General features: G+C 66.3%; 24 protein-coding genes. 15 read left to right on the forward strand and 9 right to left on the reverse strand.

Features of this window, described 5'->3' with window-relative positions; translation table 11 throughout:
* Positions 1-18 precede the first annotated feature (18 nt).
* The 4 genes from KEC55_RS18920 to infA all read left to right on the forward strand — a co-directional run bounded on the left by KEC55_RS18920 (position 19) and on the right by infA (position 4837).
* Positions 19-2481 (forward strand): efflux RND transporter permease subunit, encoded by a 2463-nt coding sequence (locus KEC55_RS18920; RefSeq protein ID WP_282509570.1) that lies wholly within the window; start codon positions 19-21, stop codon positions 2479-2481.
* A gap of 69 nt (positions 2482-2550) precedes the next feature.
* Positions 2551-3630 carry a Rieske 2Fe-2S domain-containing protein gene (locus KEC55_RS18925; protein ID WP_282509572.1) on the forward strand — a complete coding sequence of 360 codons (1080 nt, stop codon included), beginning with the start codon at positions 2551-2553 and terminating at the stop codon, positions 3628-3630.
* Positions 3631-3911: 281 nt separating this feature from the next.
* Positions 3912-4115: a cold-shock protein gene (locus tag KEC55_RS18930; RefSeq protein ID WP_006483056.1), complete on the forward strand. Its 204-nt coding sequence runs from the start codon at positions 3912-3914 to the stop codon at positions 4113-4115.
* A gap of 458 nt (positions 4116-4573) precedes the next feature.
* Positions 4574-4837, forward strand: coding sequence for a translation initiation factor IF-1 (gene infA / locus KEC55_RS18935; RefSeq protein ID WP_048251091.1), 264 nt, complete (start codon positions 4574-4576; stop codon positions 4835-4837).
* A 171-nt stretch (positions 4838-5008) separates the two neighbouring features.
* On the opposite strand, the gene KEC55_RS18940 is transcribed toward infA, so the two are convergent.
* Positions 5009-5818, reverse strand: coding sequence for an alpha/beta fold hydrolase (locus tag KEC55_RS18940; RefSeq protein ID WP_282509575.1), 810 nt, complete (start codon positions 5816-5818; stop codon positions 5009-5011).
* A 113-nt stretch (positions 5819-5931) separates the two neighbouring features.
* A complete protein-coding gene (locus KEC55_RS18945) occupies positions 5932-6711 on the reverse strand; it encodes an SDR family NAD(P)-dependent oxidoreductase (RefSeq protein ID WP_282509576.1) in 780 nt (259 codons plus the stop codon).
* Between the two features lie 167 nt (positions 6712-6878).
* Between KEC55_RS18945 and KEC55_RS18950 the strand changes: the two genes are divergently transcribed.
* From KEC55_RS18950 to KEC55_RS18960, 3 genes are all read left to right on the forward strand, one after another.
* Positions 6879-7778: an AraC family transcriptional regulator gene (locus KEC55_RS18950; RefSeq protein WP_282509578.1), complete on the forward strand. Its 900-nt coding sequence runs from the start codon at positions 6879-6881 to the stop codon at positions 7776-7778.
* A 168-nt stretch (positions 7779-7946) separates the two neighbouring features.
* Positions 7947-9194 (forward strand): alkaline phosphatase family protein, encoded by a 1248-nt coding sequence (locus KEC55_RS18955; protein WP_282509580.1) that lies wholly within the window; start codon positions 7947-7949, stop codon positions 9192-9194.
* Positions 9191-9433 carry a hypothetical protein gene (locus KEC55_RS18960; RefSeq protein WP_282509581.1) on the forward strand — a complete coding sequence of 81 codons (243 nt, stop codon included), beginning with the start codon at positions 9191-9193 and terminating at the stop codon, positions 9431-9433. The genes KEC55_RS18955 and KEC55_RS18960 overlap by 4 nt, the downstream gene beginning before the upstream one ends.
* Before the next feature lie 276 nt (positions 9434-9709).
* Here the strand turns inward: KEC55_RS18960 and KEC55_RS18965 are convergent, their stop codons facing one another.
* Positions 9710-10786, reverse strand: a complete 1077-nt coding sequence (locus tag KEC55_RS18965) for a porin (RefSeq protein ID WP_282509583.1) — start codon at positions 10784-10786, stop codon at positions 9710-9712.
* 663 nt (positions 10787-11449) lie between these two features.
* On the opposite strand from KEC55_RS18965, the gene KEC55_RS18970 reads away from it, so the two are divergent.
* The gene (locus tag KEC55_RS18970) at positions 11450-11734 is read left to right on the forward strand and encodes an HU family DNA-binding protein (RefSeq protein WP_282509585.1); all 285 of its coding nucleotides are present in this window, start codon (positions 11450-11452) and stop codon (positions 11732-11734) included.
* A 169-nt stretch (positions 11735-11903) separates the two neighbouring features.
* Positions 11904-13349 (forward strand): DUF1254 domain-containing protein, encoded by a 1446-nt coding sequence (locus tag KEC55_RS18975; protein ID WP_282509587.1) that lies wholly within the window; start codon positions 11904-11906, stop codon positions 13347-13349.
* A gap of 66 nt (positions 13350-13415) precedes the next feature.
* Here KEC55_RS18975 and dmpG read toward each other — a convergent pair whose 3' ends face one another.
* From dmpG to KEC55_RS19005, 6 genes are all read right to left on the reverse strand, one after another.
* Positions 13416-14447: a 4-hydroxy-2-oxovalerate aldolase gene (dmpG, locus tag KEC55_RS18980; RefSeq protein ID WP_059240447.1), complete on the reverse strand. Its 1032-nt coding sequence runs from the start codon at positions 14445-14447 to the stop codon at positions 13416-13418.
* A 16-nt stretch (positions 14448-14463) separates the two neighbouring features.
* Positions 14464-15363 carry an acetaldehyde dehydrogenase (acetylating) gene (locus tag KEC55_RS18985; protein ID WP_282509590.1) on the reverse strand — a complete coding sequence of 300 codons (900 nt, stop codon included), beginning with the start codon at positions 15361-15363 and terminating at the stop codon, positions 14464-14466.
* Positions 15364-15376: 13 nt separating this feature from the next.
* A complete protein-coding gene (gene dmpE, locus KEC55_RS18990) occupies positions 15377-16159 on the reverse strand; it encodes a 2-oxopent-4-enoate hydratase (RefSeq protein WP_176045516.1) in 783 nt (260 codons plus the stop codon).
* A gap of 102 nt (positions 16160-16261) precedes the next feature.
* Positions 16262-17644, reverse strand: a complete 1383-nt coding sequence (locus tag KEC55_RS18995; protein WP_282509595.1) for a DUF1329 domain-containing protein — start codon at positions 17642-17644, stop codon at positions 16262-16264.
* A 41-nt stretch (positions 17645-17685) separates the two neighbouring features.
* A complete protein-coding gene (locus KEC55_RS19000) occupies positions 17686-19251 on the reverse strand; it encodes a DUF1302 domain-containing protein (RefSeq protein WP_282509597.1) in 1566 nt (521 codons plus the stop codon).
* Between the two features lie 156 nt (positions 19252-19407).
* Positions 19408-20187: an SDR family oxidoreductase gene (locus tag KEC55_RS19005; protein WP_282509599.1), complete on the reverse strand. Its 780-nt coding sequence runs from the start codon at positions 20185-20187 to the stop codon at positions 19408-19410.
* A 137-nt stretch (positions 20188-20324) separates the two neighbouring features.
* On the opposite strand from KEC55_RS19005, the gene KEC55_RS19010 reads away from it, so the two are divergent.
* The 6 genes from KEC55_RS19010 to KEC55_RS19035 all read left to right on the forward strand — a co-directional run bounded on the left by KEC55_RS19010 (position 20325) and on the right by KEC55_RS19035 (position 24652).
* A complete protein-coding gene (locus tag KEC55_RS19010) occupies positions 20325-21161 on the forward strand; it encodes an alpha/beta fold hydrolase (RefSeq protein WP_282509601.1) in 837 nt (278 codons plus the stop codon).
* A gap of 62 nt (positions 21162-21223) precedes the next feature.
* Complete coding sequence (locus KEC55_RS19015; protein WP_176045511.1) at positions 21224-22012, forward strand: SDR family NAD(P)-dependent oxidoreductase; 789 nt, start codon at positions 21224-21226, stop codon at positions 22010-22012.
* Positions 22013-22044: 32 nt separating this feature from the next.
* Positions 22045-22794, forward strand: a complete 750-nt coding sequence (locus tag KEC55_RS19020; RefSeq protein ID WP_282509603.1) for an electron transfer flavoprotein subunit beta/FixA family protein — start codon at positions 22045-22047, stop codon at positions 22792-22794.
* A 16-nt stretch (positions 22795-22810) separates the two neighbouring features.
* Entirely contained in the window at positions 22811-23755 is a 945-nt protein-coding gene (locus KEC55_RS19025) for an electron transfer flavoprotein subunit alpha/FixB family protein (RefSeq protein WP_282509605.1), read from the forward strand.
* Positions 23756-23757: 2 nt separating this feature from the next.
* Positions 23758-24285 (forward strand): transferase hexapeptide repeat family protein, encoded by a 528-nt coding sequence (locus KEC55_RS19030; RefSeq protein WP_282509607.1) that lies wholly within the window; start codon positions 23758-23760, stop codon positions 24283-24285.
* 115 nt (positions 24286-24400) lie between these two features.
* The gene (locus KEC55_RS19035; RefSeq protein WP_282509609.1) at positions 24401-24652 is read left to right on the forward strand and encodes a hypothetical protein; all 252 of its coding nucleotides are present in this window, start codon (positions 24401-24403) and stop codon (positions 24650-24652) included.
* The last annotated feature ends 79 nt before the right edge of the window (positions 24653-24731 follow it).

A 24731-nucleotide genomic window follows, 5' to 3' on the forward strand; every position in this document is an offset into this window, starting at 1 on the left:
TACCGACACGAGAAATCCATGAACGACCTGTCACGCCCCCCTGAAGCCGTTCCCGCGTCGCGCCTCGCGACGTTCGTCGAGCGCTGCGCCAATACGATCATCCGCCAGCGCAAGCTGCTGATGCTGCTGTGCGTCGCGGTGACGCTGGCGCTCGGCTTGTCGGCCACGCGCCTGAAGCTCGATCCGGGCTTCAACAAGATGATCCCGATGCAGCACCCGTACATGCAGGTGTTCGAGCGTTATGCGGGTGCGTTTCCCGGCGCGAACACGATCCTCGTGAGCTTGCGCTGGAAGGGCGACGGCGACATCTACAACCAGACGTTCATGGACGCGCTGCGCCATGCGACCGACGACGTCTTCTTCATCCCCGGCGTGAACCGCTCGCGCGTGTTCTCGCTGTTCACGCCGAACGTCCACTACACCGAGGTGACCGAGGCCGGCTTCCGCGGCGACGTGGTCGTGCCCGGCCAGTTCTCGAGCGCGAACCCGGACGATCTCGCGAAGGTGCGCCGCAACGTCGCGCGCTCGGGGCAAATCGGCCGCCTCGTCGGCAACGACCTGAAGTCGGCGCTGATCCGTGCGGAGCTGCGCGAGACCGATCCGACCACCGGCAAGCGGCTCGACTACAGCGCGGTCGCGCGCCAGCTCGAGGAGATCCGCGCGAAGTACGCGAAGCAGGGCATCGACGTGAGCATCATCGGCTTCGCGAAGTTGGTCGGCGACGTCGAGAACGGCATCGCGGGCGTGATGGCGTTCTTCGCGCTCGCGTTCCTCGTGACGGCCGCGCTGCTGTTCGCCTATACGCGCTCGCTGAAGACCACCGTGCTCGCGCTCGTCGTCGCGCTGCTGCCGGTTGTCTGGCTGCTCGGTTCGCTGCCGTTGCTCGGGCTCGGCATCGACCCGATGTCGATCCTCGTGCCGTTCCTGATTTTCTCGATCGGCGTGTCGCACGCGGTGCAGATGACCAACGCGTGGAAGCAGGCGCTGGTGCGCGGCGCGTCGTCGGTCGACGCCGCGCGCGATGCGTTCCGCAAGCTGTTCGTGCCGGGCACCGTCGCGCTGCTGACCAACGCACTCGGCTTCATGGTGATCATGCGGATCAAGATCGACATCGTGCGCGAGCTCGGCATCACCGCGTGCCTCGGCGTGCTGCTGATGATCGTGACGAACAAGGTGTTCCTGCCGATCCTGCTGTCGTACACGCGCCTCGAACGCGGCACGCTGGCGCGCGCGCAGCGCACGGCGGCGGCCGGCGGCAGCCGGATGTGGTCGCGCTTCGCGGTGTTCGCGCGGCCGGCGCCGGCGCTCGGCGTGTTCGCGGTGGCGCTCGCGCTGCTCGCGTATGGCACGCTCGAATCGCGCAAGCTGGAGATCGGCGACATCGGCACGGGCGCGCCGGAATTGCGTGCGAACTCGCGTTACAACATCGACAACGCGGCGATCACGCACCAGTACAACATCGGCGTCGACGTGCTGTCGGTGATCGTCGAGACGACCGGCTTCGACGACGCGTGCCTGCATTACCCGGTGATGAGCGCGATCGAGAAGTTCGAGATGAACATGCGCGGCGTGGCCGGCGTGCAGTCGGTGACGAGCGTGTCGTCGCAGGGCAAGGTGTTCATCGCCGCCTTCAACGAAGGCAACCCGCGCTGGGCCGCGCTGCCGCGCTCCAGCGACGGGCTCACGCAGGGTTCCAACGCGTTCGACCCCGACAACGGGATGAACACCGCGAACTGCAAGGCGATCCAGGTGCTGATCTACACGAAGAACCACGAGGGCACGACCATCGCGCACATCGTCGACGAGATCAAGCGCTTCGCGGCCGAGAACCCGACGCCGAACGTCGCGTTCCGGCTTGCAGGTGGCAACGTCGGCGTGATGGCCGCGACCAACGAGGCCGTCGGCGACGCGGAGATCGCGATGCTGCTGTCGATCTTCGGCGCGATCGCGCTGCTCTGCGCGGTGACGTTCCGCTCGTGGCGCGCGGTGCTGTGCATCATCGTGCCGCTCACGCTCGTGTCGATCCTGTGCAACGCGGTGATGGCGCGCCTCGGCATCGGGCTGAAGGTCGCGACGCTGCCGGTGATCACGCTCGGTGTGGGCGTGGGCGTCGACTACGGGATCTATCTCTACGAGCGCCTGCAGCACGACCTCCGTCACGGCGCGACGCTGCCGGACGCATTCGCCGACGCGATGCGCCAGCGCGGCACGGCGGCGCTGTTCACGGCTGTCACGATGTTCATCGGCGTCGGCACGTGGGCATTCTCCGCGCTGAAGTTCCAGGTCGACATGGGCGTGCTGCTCGCGTTCATGTTCCTCGTGAACCTGTTCGGCGCGGTGTTCCTGCTGCCCGCACTCGCCGCGTGGCTCGGCGTCGAGCGTGCCGAGCGCCGCGTGTCGCAACAGCAGCAGCCGTCGCCGGCGGCCCCCGTGCCGCTGAAGCCGTCGCCCGCGCTCGAACCCGGCAACCCGATGCGCTGAACCGCGCGCCCCATTTCCCCCGCGCGCGGCCGGCCGCCGCGCGCTCTCCCAAAGAAGGAGTCAACCCACATGTCCGCACGCCCTTACAAGATCGAAGCCCAGCCGCTCGCGCAGCGCTATGCGCGCGGCTGGCACTGCCTCGGGCTCGCCCGCGACTACAAGGACGGCAAGCCGCACACGCTGAATGTCTTCGGCCGCAAGCTCGCCGCGTTCGCCGATTCGACCGGCAAGGTCAACATCGTCGATGCGTACTGTCCGCACATGGGCGCCGACCTGAGCCTCGGCACGGTCGAAGGCGACAACCTCGTATGCCCGTTCCACGGCTGGGCGTGGAGCGGCGAAGGGCAGTGCGCGTCGATCCCGTACTGCAAGCGGATTCCGCCGAAGGCGCGCATCGGCGCGTGGCCGACCTGCGAGGAAAACAACCTCCTGTTCGTGTGGAACGACCCGGAAGGCAACGCGCCGCCGGCCGATGTCGCGATTCCGCGCCTCGACGTGTGCTTCTCGGACGAATGGTCGGACTGGGTCGTCGACAAGATGGTGATCCAGGCCAACTGCCGCGAACTGGTCGACAACATCTCGGATGTCGCGCACTTCGCGACCGTGCACCACGCGCCGATCGACTATTTCGCGAACCTGTTCGAGGACCACAAGGCGACGCAGCTGATGGTCGGCCGCAGCGAGAAGCTCGGCGGCGACGCCCTGACCGCGCTGTCGACCTATTTCGGGCCGGCCGTGCACATCACGCAGATGACGGGGCAGAGCGGCGGGCAGCCGATCCATTCGGTGCTGCTGAACTGCCACGTGCCGATCGACATGAACAGCTTCGAGCTGCGCTACGGCGTGATCGTGAAGAAGGTGGCCGGGCTGACCGACGAGCAGAACATGGAAATCGCGAACGCGTACGTGAAGGAAGCGCAGCGCGCGTTCTACGAGGACGTCGACATCTGGCACAGCAAGACGCGAATCGACAACCCGCTGCTGTGCGAGGGCGACGGGCCGCTGTACCAGATGCGCGACTGGTATTCGCAGTTCTACCTGGACGTGGCCGACGTGCGGCCGACGAGCGTCGCGCGCAAGGCGTTCGAGATGCGGATTCGCGACGGCGGCGAGCCGCCGGCATTGCATCACGTGTTCGAGCCGCAGTAAAAAGCGGGCAGGCCGGCCGAAAACGGGGATGCATCGATAGATGTCCCGTCGGCCGGTCACGCCCGCCGCGTAAGGCGCACGCGGGGATCGCATGTTGCGCTGCATCGAAATGGCTTGACGAAACGGTTGCGACGGCGTAGTGTCTACGGTCGAAGTGTTCAAGAAGTTCGATTGCTCATCATTGGCCGCACTCCGTGCGGCAGTCGTTGGTCTCTCCCTCTTTGATTCTTTCTGTGCCCGTCGTGGGCGCATGTTCAATTATTTGTATTAAGGAAGTTTTTGTGGATACCGGTACCGTCAAGTGGTTCAACGAAACCAAGGGCTTTGGTTTCATCTCCCCGGACAACGGCGGCGACGATCTGTTCGCCCATTTCTCGGAAATTCGCGGCACGGGCTTCAAGACCCTGGCCGAAGGCCAGAAGGTCAGCTTCGAAGTGAAGCGCGGCCCGAAGGGTCTGCAAGCGTCGAACATCACGCCGCAGTAAGCCGCATCGGCATCGGCCGCCAGTCGGTGGCCGCTGCCGGATGGAGTTTCGCGCAAGGCGCCGCTTTGGCGGCGCCAGCGCGTTCCGATGCGCACGACCGATGCATCGCGACATTCACGATGCATCGGTCGTGACGCCTCCCTCCCGCATGCCTGAACGGCGTGCGACGTAACGTCCTCGTAAAGCGCTCGCCGCTTCGCGAGCGCATCACCGCATCAACCTGAGCAGACCGCTGCCATGTCGTAGCCGGCGCGGTCCCGACTTGCGCGGCGCTCATCCCGCCGCCGCCACCGACCGCCCGAACGCCGCAACGCGCCGGGCTCCGATCGCAAGACAGGCCCGAGGCCCGTCTGAACGAACCGATCCCCGGCAGCCTGCCGGCGGCCGTCCCGCTGCGGGATACGGCGCCGGGCAGATCGCCGCGGCCGCGGTCAATCACCTTGTCTGGAGGAATTGGTTTGGCAAAAGAAGAACTGCTGGAACTCGACGGGATCGTCGACGAAGTGCTGCCGGACAGCAAATATCGCGTCACGCTGGAAAACGGCGTGGTGGTGGGCGCGTACGCGTCGGGCCGCATGCGCAAGAACCACATCCGCATTCTCGCGGGTGACCGCGTGACGCTGGAACTGTCGATGTACGACCTGACCAAGGGCCGTATCAACTTCCGGCACAAGGACGCGAATTCGCCGCGTCCGCCGCGAACCGGGCAGCCGCGCCGTTAAGCGGCCACGATCGGTGCGCGGCACATCGCGCACCCGGTCGAAACCCGTCCGGCCACGCGGCCGGACGAACCGGATGAACGGCACGTTGCATGCCGTTCGTCGGTCGCCGGCGGCGCTGTCGTGCCGCGGCGGCCAACCCCGCCTTTACCGGCCGCCGCGCGTGTGCAACGCTCAGGCGGCCGCGTCCCGCAGGAAATCCTCGACGATCATCGCGAAGTACGGCGGACATTCCTGCATCGGGTAATGCCCGCAATTCGGTATCGTCATGAGCCGAGCGTTCGGATGCCAGGCGAGAAACGTCGCCTGCATCGCCGCCGCGTCGAGCCCCGGATCCTTGTCGCCGACGATCACCAGGAAGCGTGTGTCGAGCCCGCGGATGTCGTCGACGAAATCCGTGCCCGTCAGCATGTCGAGATACGCGAGCCGGCAACCCGGCGCCACGCGTTCGCGGTTCTGCCGCAGCTTCAGATCGGCCCAGCGCGCCGATAATCCCCCCGTCACGAATCGCACGAGCCGCCGAAACGCGTCGTCGTCGACCGTCGTGCTCGCGAAGAATGCGCGCGCGTCGTCGCCCAGGCGGTTGCCGGCCGCCGACACCGGGCATACGGCGATCGCGCGCTTGATGCGTGACGGCGCATCGGCCGCGATCCGCTGCGTCGCCATGCCGGTCATCGAATGGCCGATCACGTGAAAGCGCTGCCAGCCAAGACGATCCGCGAGTGCGAGGCAGTCGGCCGAGATCTCGTCGATCGTGTACGCGCCGCTCAGATGCCGGGATGCGCCGTAGCCGCGCAGGTCGACGAACACGTACGTGAAGGCCGTTTCGTCGAGATATGGCAGCGCCGCCGCGTAGTTCGTCGCGTCGCCGAGCCAGTCGTGCAGGACCATCACGCGTTCGGGGCCCGTGCCGTGCCGCAGGTAGCCGAGGCCGTCGTGGTTGCCGGCCGGTCGGGCGGCGGGAGAGATGTCGATCGGGTTCATTTCAAGTCGTTTCCGTCTGGTTGGGGAACCAAAACGAAACGCCCTCCCGGCGGACCGGGAGGGCGTCTTGAAAGTGCATCGATCGTATCGGGCCGATCGGCGAAAGTCAACGCTCAGAGCGCCATCCCGCCCGACACCTCGATGCGTTGCGCATTGACCCACCGGTTGTCGTCCGACAGCAGCGACGCGATCATCGCCCCGATGTCGTCGGGTTCGCCCACGCGGCCGAGCGCGGTCCATTCCGCGACGCGCCGGTTGACCTCCGGATTGTCGCGCACCATCCCGCCGCTGAAGTCGGTCGCCACCGCGCCCGGCGCGACGACGTTCACCGCGATGCGGCGCGGCCCCAGCTCCTTCGCCAGATAGCGCGTCAGCACCTCGACCGCGCCTTTCATCGATCCGTAGGCCGCACTGCCGGGCAACGCGACGCGCGTGAGGCCCGACGACACGTTCACGATGCGGCCGCCATCGCGGATCAGCGGCAGCAGCGTCTGCGTGAGGAAGAACACCCCCTTGAAGTGCACGTGATAGAGCGCGTCGAGATCGGCTTCGGTCGTCTCGGCGATCGGCGCGTGATGCGAGGTGCCCGCATTGTTGACGAGGAAGTCGAAACGGTCGGCGCCCCAGCCTGAAAGCGCGTCGCGGAGCTGTTCGGCGAAGCGGCCGAACGTGGCGGGTTCCCCGGTGTCGAGCGGCAGTGCGAGCGCCGGTTGCCCGGCGTCGGCGGTCAGTGCGACGACGCGATCGGCTTCCGCGCGATTCGAGCGGTACGTGAAGATCGCGCGCACGCCGCGCTGCGCGAGGTGAAGCACCGTATTGCGGCCGAGCCCGCGGCTGCCGCCGGTGACGACGGCGATTTTCGGGGCGGAACCGGTGGAATGTGCTGCAGTCATGCTGTGCTCCTGGTCGAGGTCGGTGACGGACAGCCGCAAGCGTACGGCGGCCGACGCGCCCGCTGAATGCCGGAACCGGCTGCGTTCTTGCCTGATCCTGCCCGGCCGCCCCGAAGCGCGCGGCGCCGCGTGTACCATCCGCACATCGGGATACGGAGGGCTGCACCATGTCGGACGAACTGGTCGAACGCGTCGCACGACTGACCGGCGACCAGGGCGACGAACGCCGGTTCGCGACAGCGATCGACGGGTTGATCCTGCTGCGTTCCAACCGCGAACGGCTGCCCGCGCCGCTGATCATGAAGCCGGCGCTGTGCGTCGTCGTGCAGGGCGCGAAGTGGACGACGTTCGGCGGCCGGCGCTACGACTACGGGCCCGGCCGCGCGCTCGTCGTCAGCGTCGAGATGCCCGCGACGAGCCGCATCGTGAAGGCCAGCGAGGCCGAACCGTTCCTCGGCATCGTGCTCGAATTCGACCTCGCGATGATGCGCGACGTGCTCGAACGGCTCGACGCGCCGCCGCCGCAAGCGGCCGGCCCGATCGGGCATGGCGTCTGCGTGACCGATTTCGGCGGGCCGCTCGCCGATTGCGTGTTGCGGATGATGCGGCTGCTCGATACGCCGGCCGCGATTCCGGTCGTCGCGCCGCTCGTGATGCGCGAGATCTGCTACTGGCTGCTCGCGGGCCCGCACGGCGGCGAAGTCTCGCGCGTCGTGTTCGCCAACGGTCACGCGCAACGCGTCGTCGCCGCGATCCATGCGCTGCGCGGCCAGTTCGCCGAGGCCGTCCGCGTCGAGGAACTCGCCGCCGTCGCGCAAATGAGTCCGTCCGCGTTTCACCGGCAATTCAAGGCGCTGACGTCGATGACGCCGCTGCAGTACCAGAAGCAGTTGCGCCTGCTCGAAGCGCGGCACCTGATGGTGACGGGCGCGGCGAATGCGGAAACGGCCGCGTATCGCGTCGGTTACGAAAGCGCGTCGCAATTCAGCCGCGAATACGCGCGGATGTTTGGCGCGCCGCCGCGGCGCGATGTCGTCACGCTGCAAACCGCGGCGGCCGACGGCTGAACGGGCCTGCCGCGACGCGGTTCGTATGACGCTTTACGCGCGGGGCGGGCCGGTCGTACACTCGTCGGCAATTCGCGGCCCGCGCGCGGCTTTCAATCCCTTCAGTCGCTTTCAGCGCGCTAACGATCGTGCCAGCCGGACATTCGTCGCCCGACGCCAGGAGGCGCCATGAGTGCAGACGCAGCCCCCGCATCCCCGTCCGTTCAGGATCGCATCCAGCACGTGTTCGTGCTGATGCTCGAGAACCGTTCCTTCGATCATCTGTTCGCGCTGTCGGGTTACCCCGACATCGTCGCCGCGTCGCCGGGCAACAGCAACGCGTATGGCGGCGCGGTCTATCCGTTCGGCGGCGGCGCGCCCGACCGGATGCCGACCGACCCGTGCCACGAATTCACCGACGTGCTCGAGCAGCTCTGCGGCGCGGGTGTGCCGTTCGTGAAAGGGCAGGCCTATCCGCCCGTCGCCAATTCCGGCTTCGTGTCGAATTACGCGACCTCACATTCGGAAGGCACGCCGCCGCAGCCGGCAGACGCCGGCAAGATCATGCAGGGTGTGGACGTCGCGACGCAGGCGCCGTCGCTGTACGCGCTCGCGAATGCGTTCGTGCTGTGCGACGCGTGGCATGCGTCGATGCCGGGGCCGACCTGGCCGAACCGCTTCTTCCTGCATGGCGCGTCGTCGGCCGGGCTCGACCATTCGCCGACCAAGGAAGAGATGGGCGGATGGGACGCATTCGACGGCTTTCCCTATCCGAAGGGCTCGATCTTCGGTGCGCTCGGCGACGACACCTGGCGCATCTACCAGGACCAGACCGGTGATCCACTCGGCCATGTGCCGCAGGTCGCATCGCTGAAGGGCATCAGCTTCTTCGACGTCGACGATCTCGCGCATTTCGAAGCCGATCTCGCGGCCGGCTACACGGCGCGCTACACGTTCATCGAGCCTGGCTACGGCGACATCGTGCACGGCACCTATCAGAACGGCAGTTCGCAGCATCCTATGGACGGGCTGGCCGGCGGTGACCAGCTCGCCGCGCGCGTGTACAACGCGATCCGCAATTCGCCGGTGTGGAACAGCAGCCTGTTCGTGATCGTCTACGACGAGCACGGCGGCTTCTACGATTCGGTCAAGCCGGGCGCCGCGCCGCCGCCGAACGACGGCGCGGCCGCGACGCTGAACGCGAGCGGCTTCGGCTTCGACGTGTACGGCGTGCGCGTGCCGGCGATCGTGATTTCGCCGTGGGTCGCGGCCGGGCAGGTTGACCACACGCCGTACGACCATGCATCGGTCGCCGCGACGCTCGAGCGGCTGTTCGGCGTTGCGCCGCTGACCGATCGCGACCGCCTCGCCAACGACCTGCTGGCGCTCGTGACGACTACGTGCCGGACGGATTGTCCGCAAAGGATCGGAACATGAGTACGACCCTGGACCCGCGCGATGCGCTGCCCGTGCGCGACGGCACGAGCCTGATTGCGTATCTGCACATCCTGAAGAAAGCGCATGCGGCGCTGGTCGGCCAGGACAAGGCGCACCAGCGCTTCAGCGAGATCGTGACGCGCGGGCAGGCGCGGCAGTACATCGAGGAGCTGATGCCGGCGCTGCTGCAGAAGCGCGCCGAGCATCGGGCGCGCAAGCATGGCGGAAAGCATCACTGAGCCGGTGCAGCGGCGCCGTCGCGCGTAGCAGGAAAGCGATGCGTCATGCCGCCCGCCGCACACTGATCGCCGACACCACCGCGCTCGTCAATTGAATCGCCGCGCTGACAAACATCGCCGCGCGCAAGCCTGCCGCACCGCCGTGTGCAGCCCCGGGCACCGCGATCCCGAGACAGAAGCGCGGCGAGCTTGCCGCGCTTGCATTCGACATGCCCGGAACCGGGATGACGCAACACGTGCGATCCCCGGTTCCGGGCGTTCGGAACATCGCTGCGATCAGAACTTCGCGCGAATGCCCGCGCCGAACGTGTTGCCGTTTGAAAGGCCGCTGATGCGGTCGTTCATGTACGCAGCGTAGACGTCCGTGCGCTTGGACAGCGGATAGTCGTAGCCGACGGCCCAGGTCTGGCGCGTCTGGTCGAGGCCGCCCGCGTCACGCGAATACGCATACGACGCCATCGCGTTACCCGCGCCGAGCGGCACCGACACGCCGCCTTGCGCGGTGTTCACATGCCAGCTGCCCGCGACCTGGTCATTCTTCGTGTACATGTACTGGCCGAACAGCTTCACGAGCTTCAGGTCGTAGGTCGCACCGACCAGCGCGATGCCTTGGCTCTTCATGCCGGTGACGAGCGCGCTCAGATCCTGCGGACCGTTGTTGAAGTTCACGTACTGATACGTGGCGGTTGCCGCGAACGGGCCGTTCGCGTAGTTGAACTGCGCGCTCCACTTCTTCGAACGGTTGTCGCCAGCCTGGTTGCCGAACGCGTACATCGCGCCGAAGTTCAGGCCACCGAACGAAGGCGACGCGTACGACACCGCGTTGTTCCAGCCCGAATCACCCACGGCGCCCTGATCGCTCGGGTAGGTCGGGAACGTGCCGAGGCCGAGGAACACGTGATACACCATCGGCGAGAAGGTGTACGAGTCGTAGAACGGGTTGAACAGGATCGTCGACAGGAACAGGTGCGTCGTCAGACGGCCTGCCGTCACCGTGCCGTACGGCGAATCGATGCCGACGTACGCGTTGCGCGCGAAGAACGTGTCGCCCTGGAAGCGGCCGAACTGGCCGTTCTGCGCGCGGAAGAAGCTTTCCAGCGTGAAGATCGCCTTGTAGCCGCCGCCGAGATCCTCGGCGCCGTGCATGCCCCAGTACGACGTCGACATCCCGCCGCCGCTCACGTTCCACGCGCGATCGCTGCCGGGGAACTTGGTCGCGCCGACCCATTCGTCGACCTGACCGTAGAGCGATACGCTCGACTGCGCATGGGCGGGAGCCGTAGCCGCCACGCAGGCGGCTGCGGCGATCAGCTTGACGGACGTGCGCGACGCACGGCGAGCGAATGACTTCATGGGGTCTCCATTATTGATTGATGACGGGCCGACTGACGTCGAATGATGCATTACCCGAGGGTGAGAAGCGGGATTCGATTGGAAGGCGAAGCCGGGCGCGAGCGGGATTGAATACCTTCGCGCGATTTCATCGTTCTGAATGGCTTCGTGATAATGGTGTTGAATCGTAAATTCGTTGCTTCCGGCGAGCCATTGGACAAGAAGCATCATGCGTATACGAGACGATGTATAACGCGGAATCGAGCGTCAAGACGCTTGTCGATATTCGCGTATACGCTCATGCAACGCCATTTATGGGGAGGATTTCACGCGATGGCGTGACGCGTAAAGCACTAGTATTTTCCGGATCCGGAAAATTCGTGCAATGCCTTTGGCGGACGGGGAAGGGCGCGATAACGCCCTCGCAAACCAGTTTGCACGGTTGGTCGCGTACCGATTTCCATAGACGCAATATGGTCCGCTTGGACGACGCGTCGTGCGACGTTCCGGTCCAGCCTTGCAAGCTTGCCAATGACCGCTTTCGGCGGCGATCCGTGCGTCTTGAACGACAGATCGTCGATGAGGTGGTCGCAGGCACTCATGGCGCGTGCTTTAACGAGACATCGCCGATACAACAAGTCCGGTAATCGAATATCGGCATTTCCATTAATGCAGGAGCCACAGATGAATAAACAAGAGTTGGTCGAAGCCGTGGTCTTTTCTACTGGCTTGAGCAGGGTCGCCGCTACCGAGGCAGTGGACGTGGTAATCAACACGATTACGAATACGGTTGCGGCTGGCGGGACCGTTCAGTTGATCGGTTTCGGCTCGTTCAGGCAAGGAAAGCGTGCGGCCCGGATCGGCAGGAATCCGTCGACCGGTGACGCCATCGAGATTGCCGCGGTGAAGACGGTCAAGTTCACGCCGGGTACGGCATTCAAGAGTGCCGTGAATGCGATAAAGAAGTAAGCAAGCGTCTTGCGACCGGTGGCGGGAGTCGGTCGCTTGCCGGTGCAGCAGGCACGATCCACGTGTAACGCTGCAGTCATACGATCGGACGATCCCGGATCGGCGCGGTGCCGATACGCTCGGTGACGGCGCCTGATGCGCCACTCTCCGCCACCGACAGAGGATCCGTATGACACTGTCCGCCCGCAAGCCATCAGGCCTGGCCCGGTTTGGCCGCCATGTTCCGTTCAACCGTCGCGCGCTCGTGCAGGGCGTCACCCGTTTCGCGGCGCTCGTTGCGCTGGCCGTGCCTGTCGCGCAGGCCCACGCGGACGAGCCCGCAACCGGCGCGCTGATTCGCGAAGCGTACGATTACGCATTCCCGCTCTTCAAGCTGTCGCAGTACCGCTGGACGGCACTCGACACCACCGGCGCGCGCACCAGCACGACGCTGAACCGGTTCGCGCACGCGCGCGCGATCGCGACGCCCGAGGACCGCTGGGCCAATTCGCCGATCGTCGACGCGTTGTATTCGACCGCGTGGATCGATCTCGCGCGCGGCCCGGTGACGATCGACACGCCCGATACGGCGGCGCGTTATACGGTGCTGACGCTGATCGACTTCTACTCGAACACGTTCTTCTACGCGGGCCACCGCACGACGGGCACCGGGCGGCAGCACTACCTGCTGGCGGGGCCCGGCTGGCAGGGCAACGTACCGGAAGGCGTCACGCTGGTCCGTGCGCCGTCCAACGACGTCTACGTCAACTTGCGCGTCGCGGTCGACGGGCCGGCCGATCTCGCGACCGCCAATGCTGTGCAGGACGGCTTTCGCATCACACCGGTCGTTGCGGCCGCGGAAGTGAACGCGAATGCCCCGGCACGCATCCGGCCGCGCGACGACGATGCGGCGAACTTCGTCGCGATCGCGAACCAGATGCTGGCGCTTGATCCGCCGCCCGCGCATGACCGCGCGTTGATCGAGCGTTATCGCCGCATCGGTATTTGCGGTGCCGGGTGTTCGTGGGACCGGCTGCCCGACGATGTCCGTGCGGCGTGGACGGCCGTCTATCCGACGCTCGAGCGGCAGTTCGTGAAGACCTACCTCGCGGCGGCCGCGTCGCATGGCTGGATCAACTACAACCCGCCGGGCTCGAAGCTTGGCACAACGGACCAACGCGACTATCCATTGCGCGCGCTCGCCCTCGCGATGGGAATGGGGATCCTCGGCGTGAGCCGCGACGAAGCGAATTACTGGATCACCTTCCGCGACGCGCAAGCGCAGCCGTTGCGCGGCAGCCGGCGTTACCGGTTGCGACTGCCGCCGGGCGGCATTCCGTCGAAGGCATTCTGGTCGGTGTCGCTGTATGCGGTCGACCCGGACGGCCAGTTCCTGAATGCGAATCCGATCGGCCGCTATCAGATCAGCAGCCGCACGCGCGGCCTCGCGGTGAATCCGGATGGCAGCATCGACATCGTGCTGCAGGCCGAACGCCCTGACGGCGCGGCGACATCGAACTGGCTGCCGACACCGGCAGACGGCCGGCCGTTTACGCTGTTCGCACGCGCCTACGAGCCGACCGGCAGCGTGCTGCAGGGCACCTTCGCGATGCCGTCGGCCGAGCCGGTGCAATAACCCGCCGCCCACGAAAAAGACGGGGCATGTGCCCCGTCCCGTATGACCGGCGATGCGACAGCGTGATTACGCCGCCACTTCCCGTGCCCGCACCATCGTCAGCGCCGCATCCTCGATCATGTCTTCCTGGCCGCCGACGAGCCGTTGCCGGCCCAGTTCGACGAGAATGTCACGCGCCGGAATCCCGTACTTCGCCTCCGCGCGCTTCGCGAACAGCAGGAACGACGAATAGACGCCCGCATAGCCGAGCGTCAGCGCATCGCGGTCGAGGCGAATCGGAGCGTCCATGATCGGCACGACGAGATCCTCGGCGACATCCGAAATCGCGAACACGTCGACACCCGTCTCGATCCCCATCCGGTCGCACACCGCGACGAACACTTCCATCGGCGTGTTGCCCGCGCCGGCGCCGAGGCCGGCCGCGGCCGCGTCGATCCGGTTCGCGCCGGCCGCAACCGCCGCGACCGAGTTCGCGACACCCATCGCGAGATTGTGGTGACCGTGGAAGCCGAGCTCCGTCTCCGGTTTCAGCGCGTCGCGCACCTGGCTGATTCGCGCGGTCACGTCGTCGGGCAGCATGTGGCCGGCCGAATCGGTGATGTAGATGCAGTTCGCGCCGTACGATTCCATCAGCTTCGCCTGCACGACGAGCTGCTCCGGCGACGACATGTGCGCCATCATCAGGAAGCCGACCGTATCGAGCCCGAGCGTGCGCGCAAGGCCGATATGCTGTTCCGACACGTCGGCCTCGGTGCAGTGCGTCGCGACGCGGATCGTGCCGACGCCGAGTTCGTGCGCCATGCGCAGGTGCTCGACGGTGCCGATGCCGGGCAGCAGCAGCGCCGACACCTTCGCCTGCTTCAGCTCCGGAATCACGGCGCTCAGGTACGCCTCGTCGGTATGCGCGGGGAACCCGTAGTTGACCGATGCGCCGCCGAGGCCGTCGCCGTGCGTGACCTCGATCAGCGGCACGCCGGCCGCGTCGAGCCCGCGCGCGATGTTGCGCATCTGGTCGAGCGTGATCTGGTGGCGCTTCGGGTGCATCCCGTCGCGCAGCGACATGTCGTGGACGGTGATCTTCTTGCCTGCAAGTGACATCGTGTGACTCCTCGACTCAAGCGGTGGCGGCCGTTGCGGCCAGCATCTGTTCGGCGAAACGCTCGGCCGTGGCGGCCGCGGCGGCGGTCATGATGTCGAGGTTGCCCGCGTACTTCGGCAGGTAATCGCCGAGCCCTTCGACTTCCATGAACACCGACACGCGATTGCCGTCGAATACCGGCCCGTTCTTCAACGTGTAGCCGGGCACGTAGCGCTGTACTTCCTTGACCATCGCATGCACGGACGCGGTGATCGCGTCGACGTCGGGCGGCCCGTCGGTCAGGCAGTGGATCGTGTCGCGCATGATCAGCGGCGGCTCGGCCGGGTTGATCACGATGATCGCCTTGCCCTTGCGTGCGCCGCCGACCTGCTCGATCGCGCCGGACGTCGTGCGCGTGAATTCGTCGATGTTCTTGCGCGTGCCGGGGCCGACCGACTTCGACGACACGGTCGCGACGATCTCGCCGTACGCGACCGGCTGCACGCGCGACACCGCATACACCATCGGGATCGTCGCCTGGCCGCCGCAGGTCACCATGTTCACGTTCATCTGCGCGCTGTCGAGATGCGCGTCGAGGTTCACCGGCGGTACGCAGTACGGCCCGATCGCGGCGGGGGTCAGGTCGATCATCTTCACGCCGAGGGCGGTGAGCTTGTCGGAGTTGTCGCGATGGACGTACGCCGACGTCGCGTCGAATGCGATGCGGATGTCGTCGTCGGCCACGTGCGGCAGCAGCCCGTCGACGCCCTTGTCGGTGGTCTTCAGGCCGAACTCGCGCGCGCGGGCGAGCCCGTCGGACGCCGGATCGACGCCGACCATCCACACCGGTTCGAGCACCGTCGAGCGGCGCAGCTTGTACAGCAGGTCGGTGCCGATGTTGCCGGGCCCGATCAGTGCGCATTTGATTTTCTTCATCAGGATTTTTCCTTTAGATAAAGCGGACGTCGCAACTGCCGATGCCGGAGATGTGCATCGACAGCGTGTCGCCGGCCGTGACCGGAATCAGTTTCGCGAGCGAGCCGGACAGCACGATCTCGCCGGCCAGCAGCGGCACGTCGTACGCGGCGAGCGTGTTCGCGAGCCACGCAACGGCGTCGGCGGGGTGGCCGAGCGCCGCGTCGCCGCGTCCTTGCGCGACGCGCTCGCCGTTCTTGTCGATCGTCATCTCGCACGCGGCGAGATCGAGCGTGCGCGGGTCGACGCGCGCATCGCCGAGCACGTACACGCCGCACGAGGCGTTGTCGGCGACGGTGTCCTCGATGCGGATCGCCCAGTCGCGGATGCGTGAATCGACGATCTCGAAGCAGGGCGCGACGGCGGCCGTCGCGGCGATCACGTCGGTGCGGTCGATGCCGGGGCCGCGCAGGTCGTGCGCGAGGATGAACGCGATCTCGCCTTCGGCGCGCGGCGCGATCAGCGAATCGGCGGCAATCGCCTCGCCGGCCGCGTAGTGCATGCCGGACAGCAGGATGCCGAAATCGGGCTGGCGCACGTTCAGCATGTCCTGCACGGCCTGGCTCGTCACGCCGATCTTCTTGCCGACGACCGCTTCGCCCTGTTCGACGCGACGCTCGATGAAGCGTTGCTGGATGCGGTATGCGTCGTCGAGCGACAGCCGGCGCGGACGGTTCGACAGCGGCGCGACCGGCGCGCGCGCGTGCCACGCGGCGTACAGCTCGTCGCCGAGCGTCGTATGCAGGCGGGAAGACATGAAAGGGCCCTCGAATGTAAAAGGCCGCCGTCGCGGGCGGCGTCGTGCGCCGGAGCAGGGCTCCGGCGCGTGGGTCACGGGCGTGCCGCGTCAGTCGATCGATCAGTTACCCGAACTGCGGATCGCGTCCGGCGAGAAGTACGCCTCGTTGAACTGCGGGCTGTTGTCGAGCTTGGGCATCGGGCCTTCGTTCGTCAGGCGGTCGGCCATGTACGCGCCCGAGATCAGGTCATGGAAGAACACCGCGCTCGGGTAGAACACCTTCGCGTCATACGCGTACAGCGACGTCGCGACGTTGGTGCGCCAGAGCTGGCCGCGCGCGTCGTAGTTGTCCGCGAGCAGCGATTGCCACGAGTCCTCGTCGATGTACAGCACGCGCTTCGCATACTGGTGGCGATAGCCGCTCTTCAGCGTCGCCTGCAGCACCCACACGCGATGCAGCTCATAGCGGATGTATGCCGGGTTCTCGTGGCCCTTGGTCAGCAGGTCGCCGTACTTCACCGCACTGTCCATCACCTTGTAGTTGTCGTAGGGCACGTAGATCTCGCGCTTGCCGACGATCTTCCAGTCGTAGCGGTCGCCGGGGCCGTTGTACAGGCGGTCGTCGTCGACGGTGCGGAAGCCGCCGGGGCCTTGCGGCTGGTCATAGCCGTATTCGGGCGCCTGGCGCACGCGCCGCGTACCGGGGTTGTACATCCAGGTGCGCGACGAGTTGTCCGCGCCGGCCTTGTCCCAGTTCGTGAAGCCGACGATCAGCGAGCCGCGGTCGGACAGCGGCAGCTCCGTCGCGTTGCGGTAGTACGTGCGGTTGTTCAGGTCGCTCTTCACGTCGTACTTGCCGACGTTGCGCGGCGAGTAGATGTCGTAGCGCACCTTGCCCCACGCGATGTTGCCGTCGGAGTACACGACCGCCTGGTCGTAGGTGGCCTGCTCGGTGCCGATCGACGACGAGAAACGCTGGTTCCACAGCAGCTCGGCGGCGGTCTTCGGGATCGGGTAGGGCACGGTCGGCGGCGCGTTCGTGAGGCCGTTCGCGTCGGACGTCATCGTCGAATCGGGCGCGTATGCGCGGATGTCCTTGTAGACGGCATCCGGGTAGCGGAAATCGCGGTGGCTCGGATAGACGATGATCTTGTAGGTAGCCGGATAGCGCTTGAACATCGCCTTCTGGCCGTCGGTCAGGTGCTCCGCGTACTGCGCCATGTTTTCCGCGGTGATCGTCGCGACCGGCTTCTCGCTGGCGAACGGATCGGGGTAGCGGCCGCCGCGCTTGTACTGCACGTCGGACGGCGTGCCGAGCCATTTGCCCGACCACTCGGGTACGCTGCTGTCCTTGCTCGCGGCGCGCACTGCGCCCATCGGCGTCAACTGGCCGTCGAGCGCCTTCAGGTCGTCCGTCGTGATCTTCGGGTACGACGCCGTCGCGGCGAACGCGCACGCGGCCATCACCGACGCGCGCAGGAGGGGGAGATGAATTCGCTTCATGACTAATCCTCTTCTTGCTGAGTAACGAGCGGCCGGGCCGCTCAGAAGTGGTAGGTCGCCGTCGCCAGCACGTAGTCGCGATCGGCGAGCGGGCGCGTGACTGGGTTCGGCGAACCGAGGAACTTCGCGTAGACGAGCGACAGCGACAGGTTGCTCAGGCGCGTGAAGGTCACGCCGGCGGTCACGCGGTGGTCGCCCTGGCCCGTCAGCGAGCCGAGCGCGCCGGCCAGCGGCGACGTGCCTGCCAGGTCGTGCGTGTAGGTCAGCGGCACGTCGAGATCCCAGCCGTTGAACACGTTCTTGTAGCTGAGCGTCCATGCGATCTCGAGCGCGAGCGCGTTGCGCGTGTTCGCGAGCGTGGTCGATCCGCCGAGCTCCGAGATGCTGCCCGCGTGCACGTACGTCAGTTCACCGATCAGTGACTGCGAGTTCGCGAGGAAGCTCGGCCCGATCGAGTAGATGCCGGACAGGTTGGTCTGCACGACGTTCGCGCGGGTCGACTGGAGGCCCGTCGGCGTGTTGACGAGTACGGATGCGCCTTGCCGGTACGATGCCTCGCCCGCGACGTTCACCGGGCCGATCTGGGTGGAGAAGCTCGCGCCCGTCAGCTTGATGTTGTTGAAATAGGTCTGCTGGTACTGGAGCGTCGGATAGAACGACGTGACGACGCTCGGGTTCATGTCGTTGTAGTGCAGGTAGTACAAACCGAGCTCGGTGTCGCCCAGCACGCGGAAGCGCGCGCCGATCCCCCACTGGTTGCGTGCGCTCGGCTTCTCGTCCGCGCCGCGCGGAATCATCATCCCGCCCGGGCCGATGATGTACTGCGCGCCGGGGCCCGTGACGTCCGAATAGCTCCAGTAGGAACCCGGTGCGGTCAGGCGGTTTTGCTGGAACGAGAACTGGTAGTACGCAAGCAGGCTCAGGCGCGGCGTGATCTGCCACTGCGTCGAGATCTGCGGCACCGGCAGCAGGATGTCCTTCACCTCGGCGCCGGCCATGTACGACTTGGTCGCGTCGGATGGGCCCTGCGCGCCCGCGATGTTCGGGAAGAACAGGCTTTCGCCCCACGCGACGACCTGGTCGCCGACCTTCACGTTCAGGCTCGTCGAGCCGATCTTGAAGGTGTTGTACGCATACGCGGCGAGCAGCGTCGTGTGGCCGCCCGACCAGTAGCGCGCATCGCTCGTGAAGTCGTTGTACTGGCCCGAGTGGTTCACGGTGCCCGGCGCGTCGTTGTAGTTCGGACGGCGATAGGCCTGGTCGTAGAACGTGTCCGCGCGCACGAACACGCCCCAGTCGTCGTGCTTCAGGTTCACTTCGCCGAGCAGGCTGACCTGGTTCTCGATCAGCTTGTTCTTCGCGAAGTTGCGGTCGCCGTCGTCGCCGTTGATGTTCGCCGGCGTCAGCAGATTGCCGCTCGGTGCGCGGGTGCGCATGCCGAGGCCGTAACTGAGCGTGAACGTGTAGTCCAGCGTCGTGTCGGCGCCAAGCTCGATCGTGCTGCCGGCGTGCGCGCTGGGAACGGCGCACGTCAGCAGCGCGGCGGCCAGCGTCGACAGCGTGGCGGTTGCCCGCTTGTCGGTACGGCGCGAAATCCGTTGATGCATGGTGTCTCCTCTTGGGGGTATCGACGACGGTCGACTGTGTGTGTTGTCGTGAGAGGCAGAGTAGGGAGATCGCGGTAGCAGGGAATCGTCAAAATGAACTAGATGACTTCCCTAGGACTGGAAACGAATGTCCCTGCACCGCATGCATTGCGTGGTTCAGCGTGCGTCGGCCTGCGCGGCCGACAGGAACGCCGGCCGCTCGCCGCCGCCGTCGAGCCGCAGGTTCGCGCCCGACGTGTACGAAGCACCGGGCGACGCGAGAAACAGGCATGCCGATGCAACGTCGTCGGGCGACGCGAGCCGTCCGGCGGGAATCGTCGCGCGGATCGCGTCGAGCGCGGCATCGTCGCCGTAGTGGCCTTCGGTGGCCGATTCCGTCTGCACGAGGCTCGGGCTGATCGCGCACACACGCACGCGTGGCGCCCACTCGACCGCGAGCGACGTGACGGCGTTGACGAGGCCCGCTTTCGCGGCGCCGTACGCGGCCGTGCCGGGCGACGGCCGCGACGCGCTGACGCTCGCGATGAACAGCATCACGCCGCCCTCGGGCTGCGGCTGCATGATCGCGTTCACGCGCTGCGCGAGCTGCAGCGGCGCGATCAGGTTCAACCGCACGATCGATTCGGTGAAGCGCGGCGATGCGTCGGCCGCGAGTGCGAACGGCGAGCCGCCCGCGTTGTTGACGAGCACGTCGAGGCCGCCGGCCGTGACGCGGATCGTCGCGAGCATCGCGTCGACCTGCTCGATGTCGCGCAGGTCGGCCGCGACGAAGGTCGCCGTGCGGCCGTCGGCCGAAGGCGGCGTGTCGGGCGCGCTGCGCCCGCAGACGAACACGCGCGCGCCTGCCGCGAGAAACCGTTCGGCGATGCGCCGCCCGATGCCCTTGGTGCCGCCCGTCACGAGCACCGTCTTGCCGCTGTAGTCGAATCCGTTCATCGTTGCCTCCGTTTCGGTGGGCCGATGATAGGAAGAAGCGCGCGCGGCTTCGTAGTCTGAAAGGATGATGCCGGCCGGCGCCGGCGGCGCAATCATCGTGGCAGACATCCATCGAACGACGAAGGAGACAACCCGCGATGACGACCCTCACGACGCCGCCCGCCGGCATCTTCACCGATGTACCGGGCGGCATGCGCCTGCACCATTTCGAGGCAGGCGAGGGCCGGCCCGTGGTGTTCATCCACGGCAGCGGCCCGGGCGCCAGCGGCTTCAGCAACTTCAAGCACAACGTCCCGGCGTTCGCGGCGGCCGGCTATCGCGCGATCGTCGTCGACCTGCCGGGCTACGGGCAGTCGTCGAAGCCGTCCGACGTTGCCTATACGCTCGATTTCTTCGTCGGCGCGCTGCATGCGCAGCTGGCCGCGCTCGGAATCGGGCCGGCCGTGCTGCTCGGCAACTCGCTTGGCGGCGCGATCGCGCTGAAATATGCGCTCGACTACCCGGACGAAGTCGACGGGCTGATCATGATGGCGCCGGGCGGCGTCGAGGATCGCGACACCTATTTCCGGATGGAAGGGATCCAGCGGATGGTGAAGCTGTTCACCAATCGCCAGATGAATGACGACACGATGCGCGAACTGCTGACGTTGCTCGTGCACGATCCGGCGATCGTCACCGACGCGCTCGTCGCCGAGCGGATGAAGGTGTGCGTCGAGCAGCCGACCGAAGTGCTGTCGACGATGAGCGTGCCGAACCTGACCGGTGCGCTCGGCGACCTGCGCTGCCCGATTCTCGGTTTCTGGGGCACGGACGATCGCTTCAACCCGGTCGGCGGCGCGCTGAAATTCCTCGAACACTGTCGCGACGCGCGCTTCGTGCTGATGAACCGGTGCGGCCACTGGGTGATGGTGGAACACGCCGATTATTTCAATCGGGAATGCCTCGATTTTCTCGCGACGCGGAATACGCGATAACGCAGGATGCCCTTGAAGGCCGCCGCACATGCGAGCGGCCCATCTGAATCTACGGAGACACCATGAAACTCATCGAAGAACTGTTCGACCTGCGCGGCAAGGTGGCCGCGATCACCGGCGGCGCGCGCGGCATCGGCGCGGAGACGGCACGTACGCTGGCCGCGGCCGGCGCAAGCGTGGCCATTCTCGACGTACTGTCGCAGCCGGCCGAAGCGCTGGTCGAGGAAATTCGCGCGCAGGGCGGCCAGGCCGCGTTCTGGTCGCTCGACGTGACGCAGGAAGCCGACGTGGGACGCGTGTTCGGCGAGATCGTCGCGCGCTTCGGGCGCCTCGACGTGCTCGTGAACAACGCGGGCATCGAAGGCCACAACGTGCCGACGCACGAGCTCACGCTCGCGCAGTGGCAGCGCGTGCAGGACGTGAACGTGAACGGCGTGTTCCTGTGCACGCGTGCGGCGATTCCGCATATCGATGCGGCCGGCGGCGGCTCGATCGTGAACCTGTCGTCGATGTACGGGATCGTCGGCGGCCCCGACGTGCCCGCGTATCACGCATCGAAGGCCGCGGTGCGGATGATGGCGAAGGTCGACGCGATGCTGTACGCGGCGAAGAACATCCGCGCGAACTCGGTGCATCCCGGCTATATCCGCACGCCGATGCTCGAGGACGCGTTCCGCCAGATGGGGCAAGACCCCGACAATGTTTTCGGCTATCTGCAGACGCACGTGCCGATGGCCAAGATCGGCAGCCCGCGCGACATCGCGGCCGGCATCCTGTATCTCGTGTCGCCGGCAGGCCGTTACGTGACGGGCGCGGAGCTCGTGATCGACGGCGGTTATACCGCGCGCTGACGCGGCTTTCGCACTACAAGGGAGACGCGCAGTTGAAAGTGCTCGTGGCAGTGAAACGCGTGGTCGACGCGAACGTGAAGGTCGGCGTGAAATCCGACCGGACCGGCGTCGACATCGCGAACGTGAAGATGTCGATGAACCCGTTCGACGAGATCGCGGTGGAAGAGGCCGTGCGGTTGAAGGAAGCCGGCATCGTGACCGAGGTGGTCGCCGTATCGGTCGGCGTGGCGCAAGCGCAGGAAACGCTGCGCACGGCGCTCGCGATCGGCGCGGATCGCGCGATCCTCGTCGAATCGAATGCCGGCGTCGAGCCGCTGGGCGTCGCGAAGGTGCTGAAGGCGCTGGTCGACAAGGAGCAGCCGCAGCTGGTGATCCTCGGCAAGCAGGCGATCGACGACGATTCGAACCAGACCGGGCAGATGCTGGCCGCGCTGGCGGGGTTGCCGCAGGCGACGTTCGCGTCGAAGGTAGTGATTGCCGACGGCCGTGCGACGGTCGCGCGCGAAGTCGACGGTGGTGCGGAAACGCTGTCGCTGCAATTGCCCGCGGTCGTGACGACGGACCTGCGCCTGAACGAGCCGCGCTACGTGACGTTGCCGAACATCATGAAGGCGAAGAAGAAGCCGCTGGAAACCGTGAAGCCGGAAGACCTTGGTGTGGACGTGACGCCGCGTTTGAAGGTGCTCAGCGTGAACGAGCCGCCGAAGCGCGCGGCCGGCGTGAAGGTGCCGGACGTGCAGACGCTGGTCGCGAAGCTGAAGACCGAAGCCAAGGTGCTGTAACAGGGAGCGCAACGAAATGACGATTCTGGTAATTGCGGAACACGACAACGCATCGATCAAGGCTGCGACACTCAATGCGGTGGCGGCAGCGCAGGCGCTCGGCGCAGCTGGCGGTGGCGACGTGCATGTTCTGGTCGCCGGGCACGGCGCGCAAGCGGCTGCGGACGCAGCGGCGACGATTGCAGGTGTGTCGAAGGTGCTGCTGGCCGATGCGCCGCACCTGGCAGACGGTCTGGCCGAGAACGTCGAAGCGACCGTGATGAACATCGCGAAGGACTACTCGCACATCCTCGCGCCGGCGACTGCCTACGGCAAGAACATCGCGCCGCGTATCGCCGCGAAGCTGGACGTCGCGCAGATTTCCGAGATCACGGCCGTGGTTTCGGCCGACACGTTCGAGCGCCCGATCTACGCCGGCAACGCGATCGCGACGGTTCAGTCGAGCGACGCGATCAAGGTCGTCACGGTGCGTGCGACGGGGTTCGATCCGGTGGCGGCCGAAGGCGGCAGCGCGGCGGTCGAGAAGATCGAAGCGGCAGCCGACGCAGGTAAGTCGCAATTCGTGAGCCGTGAAGTGACGAAGCTCGACCGGCCGGAACTCACCAGCGCGAACATCATCGTGTCGGGCGGCCGCGGTCTGGGCAGCGGCGAGAACTACACGAAGGTGCTGGAGCCGCTGGCCGACAAGCTGCAGGCCGCACTCGGCGCATCGCGCGCAGCGGTCGACGCCGGCTATGTGCCGAACGACTATCAGGTCGGCCAGACCGGCAAGATCGTCGCACCGCAGTTGTACATCGCGGTCGGCATTTCCGGCGCGATCCAGCATCTGGCCGGCATGAAGGATTCGAAGGTGATCGTCGCGATCAACAAGGATCCGGAAGCGCCGATCTTCAGCGTGGCCGACTATGGCGTGGTCGGCGACCTGTTCTCGCTCGTGCCGGACGCGGTCGCGGCGCTCTGACGATGCCGCTGTTCGAATTCAACGGGATGCGGCCGCGCATCGATCCGTCCGCGTATGTCGATCCGACCGCGGTCGTGATCGGCGACGTGACGATCGGCGCGCGCTGCTACATCGGCCCGCATGCGAGCCTGCGCGGCGACTTCGGTGCGATCGTCGTCGAGGACGGCAGCAATGTGCAGGACGGCTGCGTGCTGCACGTCGGGATCGGCGAAACATGCCGGCTCGGCGTGAACAGCCACATCGGCCATGGCGCGATCGTGCATGGCGCGACCCTCGAACCCGACACGATGATCGGGATGAACGCGGTCGTGATGGACGGCGCGACGATCGGTGCGACGACGATCGTCGCGGCATGCGCGTTCGTGAAGGCCGGTTACGACGTGCCGGGCGGCGTGCTGCTCGCGGGCATGCCGGGCCGCGTCGTACGGCGGCTGAGCGACGCGGAGATCGAAGCAAAGGCGAACGGCACGCGGATCTATCAACAACTGGCGGCGGATTGCCTGAGGACGATCAGGCAGATTGACGGGTGAGCGGAAGGTGCATCTTTCGCGCACGCCGGTCAATCGGGACGATACCCGATCAATTGCGTGACACGTCGCCATTGGCTTAAGATCGGCAGGAGTTCACCACACGCGTCCAGCACCAATGAAAAAGAGCATGAGCCTGCGGGTCGCCGTCATCGCCTCTGCCGTTGCGGCATTCAGCATCTACATGCACATCGACCAACTGATCAGCGGCTGCATGTGGGTCAGGGGCCGTCAGCGCTGCAGTTTCGAAAACAGCGCGAATTTCGAAGGCTGGATGAATCTCGACCTGCTGGTCACGTGTTGCTGGGTCGCCACCGCGGTGGTCGGATGGATGACGTTCGCGCAGTCGGGGAAGCAGCAGGATTCGTGATCGGCGAGGGTGCCCGGAACGGCGGCGCTGTCAATCCGTGACAACGATCGTCAACGCCGCGCAACGGCGCACGGCCGGC

The sequence above is a fragment of the Burkholderia cepacia genome (assembly GCF_029962485.1).
Classification (GTDB): Bacteria; Pseudomonadota; Gammaproteobacteria; order Burkholderiales; family Burkholderiaceae; genus Burkholderia.

Coding starts and splice junctions, on each gene's coding strand:
- KEC55_RS19010 (WP_282509601.1), top strand. CDS start 20,325: ATGACGACCCTCACGACGCCGCCCGCCGGCATCTTCACCGATGTACCG.
- KEC55_RS18985 (WP_282509590.1), bottom strand. CDS start 15,363: ATGAAGAAAATCAAATGCGCACTGATCGGGCCCGGCAACATCGGCACC.
- KEC55_RS19035 (WP_282509609.1), top strand. CDS start 24,401: ATGAAAAAGAGCATGAGCCTGCGGGTCGCCGTCATCGCCTCTGCCGTT.
- dmpG (WP_059240447.1), bottom strand. CDS start 14,447: ATGTCACTTGCAGGCAAGAAGATCACCGTCCACGACATGTCGCTGCGC.
- KEC55_RS18940 (WP_282509575.1), bottom strand. CDS start 5,818: ATGAACCCGATCGACATCTCTCCCGCCGCCCGACCGGCCGGCAACCAC.
- KEC55_RS18950 (WP_282509578.1), top strand. CDS start 6,879: ATGTCGGACGAACTGGTCGAACGCGTCGCACGACTGACCGGCGACCAG.
- dmpE (WP_176045516.1), bottom strand. CDS start 16,159: ATGTCTTCCCGCCTGCATACGACGCTCGGCGACGAGCTGTACGCCGCG.
- KEC55_RS18975 (WP_282509587.1), top strand. CDS start 11,904: ATGACACTGTCCGCCCGCAAGCCATCAGGCCTGGCCCGGTTTGGCCGC.
- KEC55_RS18945 (WP_282509576.1), bottom strand. CDS start 6,711: ATGACTGCAGCACATTCCACCGGTTCCGCCCCGAAAATCGCCGTCGTC.
- KEC55_RS19015 (WP_176045511.1), top strand. CDS start 21,224: ATGAAACTCATCGAAGAACTGTTCGACCTGCGCGGCAAGGTGGCCGCG.
- KEC55_RS18965 (WP_282509583.1), bottom strand. CDS start 10,786: ATGAAGTCATTCGCTCGCCGTGCGTCGCGCACGTCCGTCAAGCTGATC.
- KEC55_RS18920 (WP_282509570.1), top strand. CDS start 19: ATGAACGACCTGTCACGCCCCCCTGAAGCCGTTCCCGCGTCGCGCCTC.
- KEC55_RS19005 (WP_282509599.1), bottom strand. CDS start 20,187: ATGAACGGATTCGACTACAGCGGCAAGACGGTGCTCGTGACGGGCGGC.
- KEC55_RS19000 (WP_282509597.1), bottom strand. CDS start 19,251: ATGCATCAACGGATTTCGCGCCGTACCGACAAGCGGGCAACCGCCACG.
- KEC55_RS18925 (WP_282509572.1), top strand. CDS start 2,551: ATGTCCGCACGCCCTTACAAGATCGAAGCCCAGCCGCTCGCGCAGCGC.
- KEC55_RS18970 (WP_282509585.1), top strand. CDS start 11,450: ATGAATAAACAAGAGTTGGTCGAAGCCGTGGTCTTTTCTACTGGCTTG.
- KEC55_RS18955 (WP_282509580.1), top strand. CDS start 7,947: ATGAGTGCAGACGCAGCCCCCGCATCCCCGTCCGTTCAGGATCGCATC.
- KEC55_RS18995 (WP_282509595.1), bottom strand. CDS start 17,644: ATGAAGCGAATTCATCTCCCCCTCCTGCGCGCGTCGGTGATGGCCGCG.
- KEC55_RS19030 (WP_282509607.1), top strand. CDS start 23,758: ATGCCGCTGTTCGAATTCAACGGGATGCGGCCGCGCATCGATCCGTCC.
- KEC55_RS18960 (WP_282509581.1), top strand. CDS start 9,191: ATGAGTACGACCCTGGACCCGCGCGATGCGCTGCCCGTGCGCGACGGC.
- KEC55_RS19025 (WP_282509605.1), top strand. CDS start 22,811: ATGACGATTCTGGTAATTGCGGAACACGACAACGCATCGATCAAGGCT.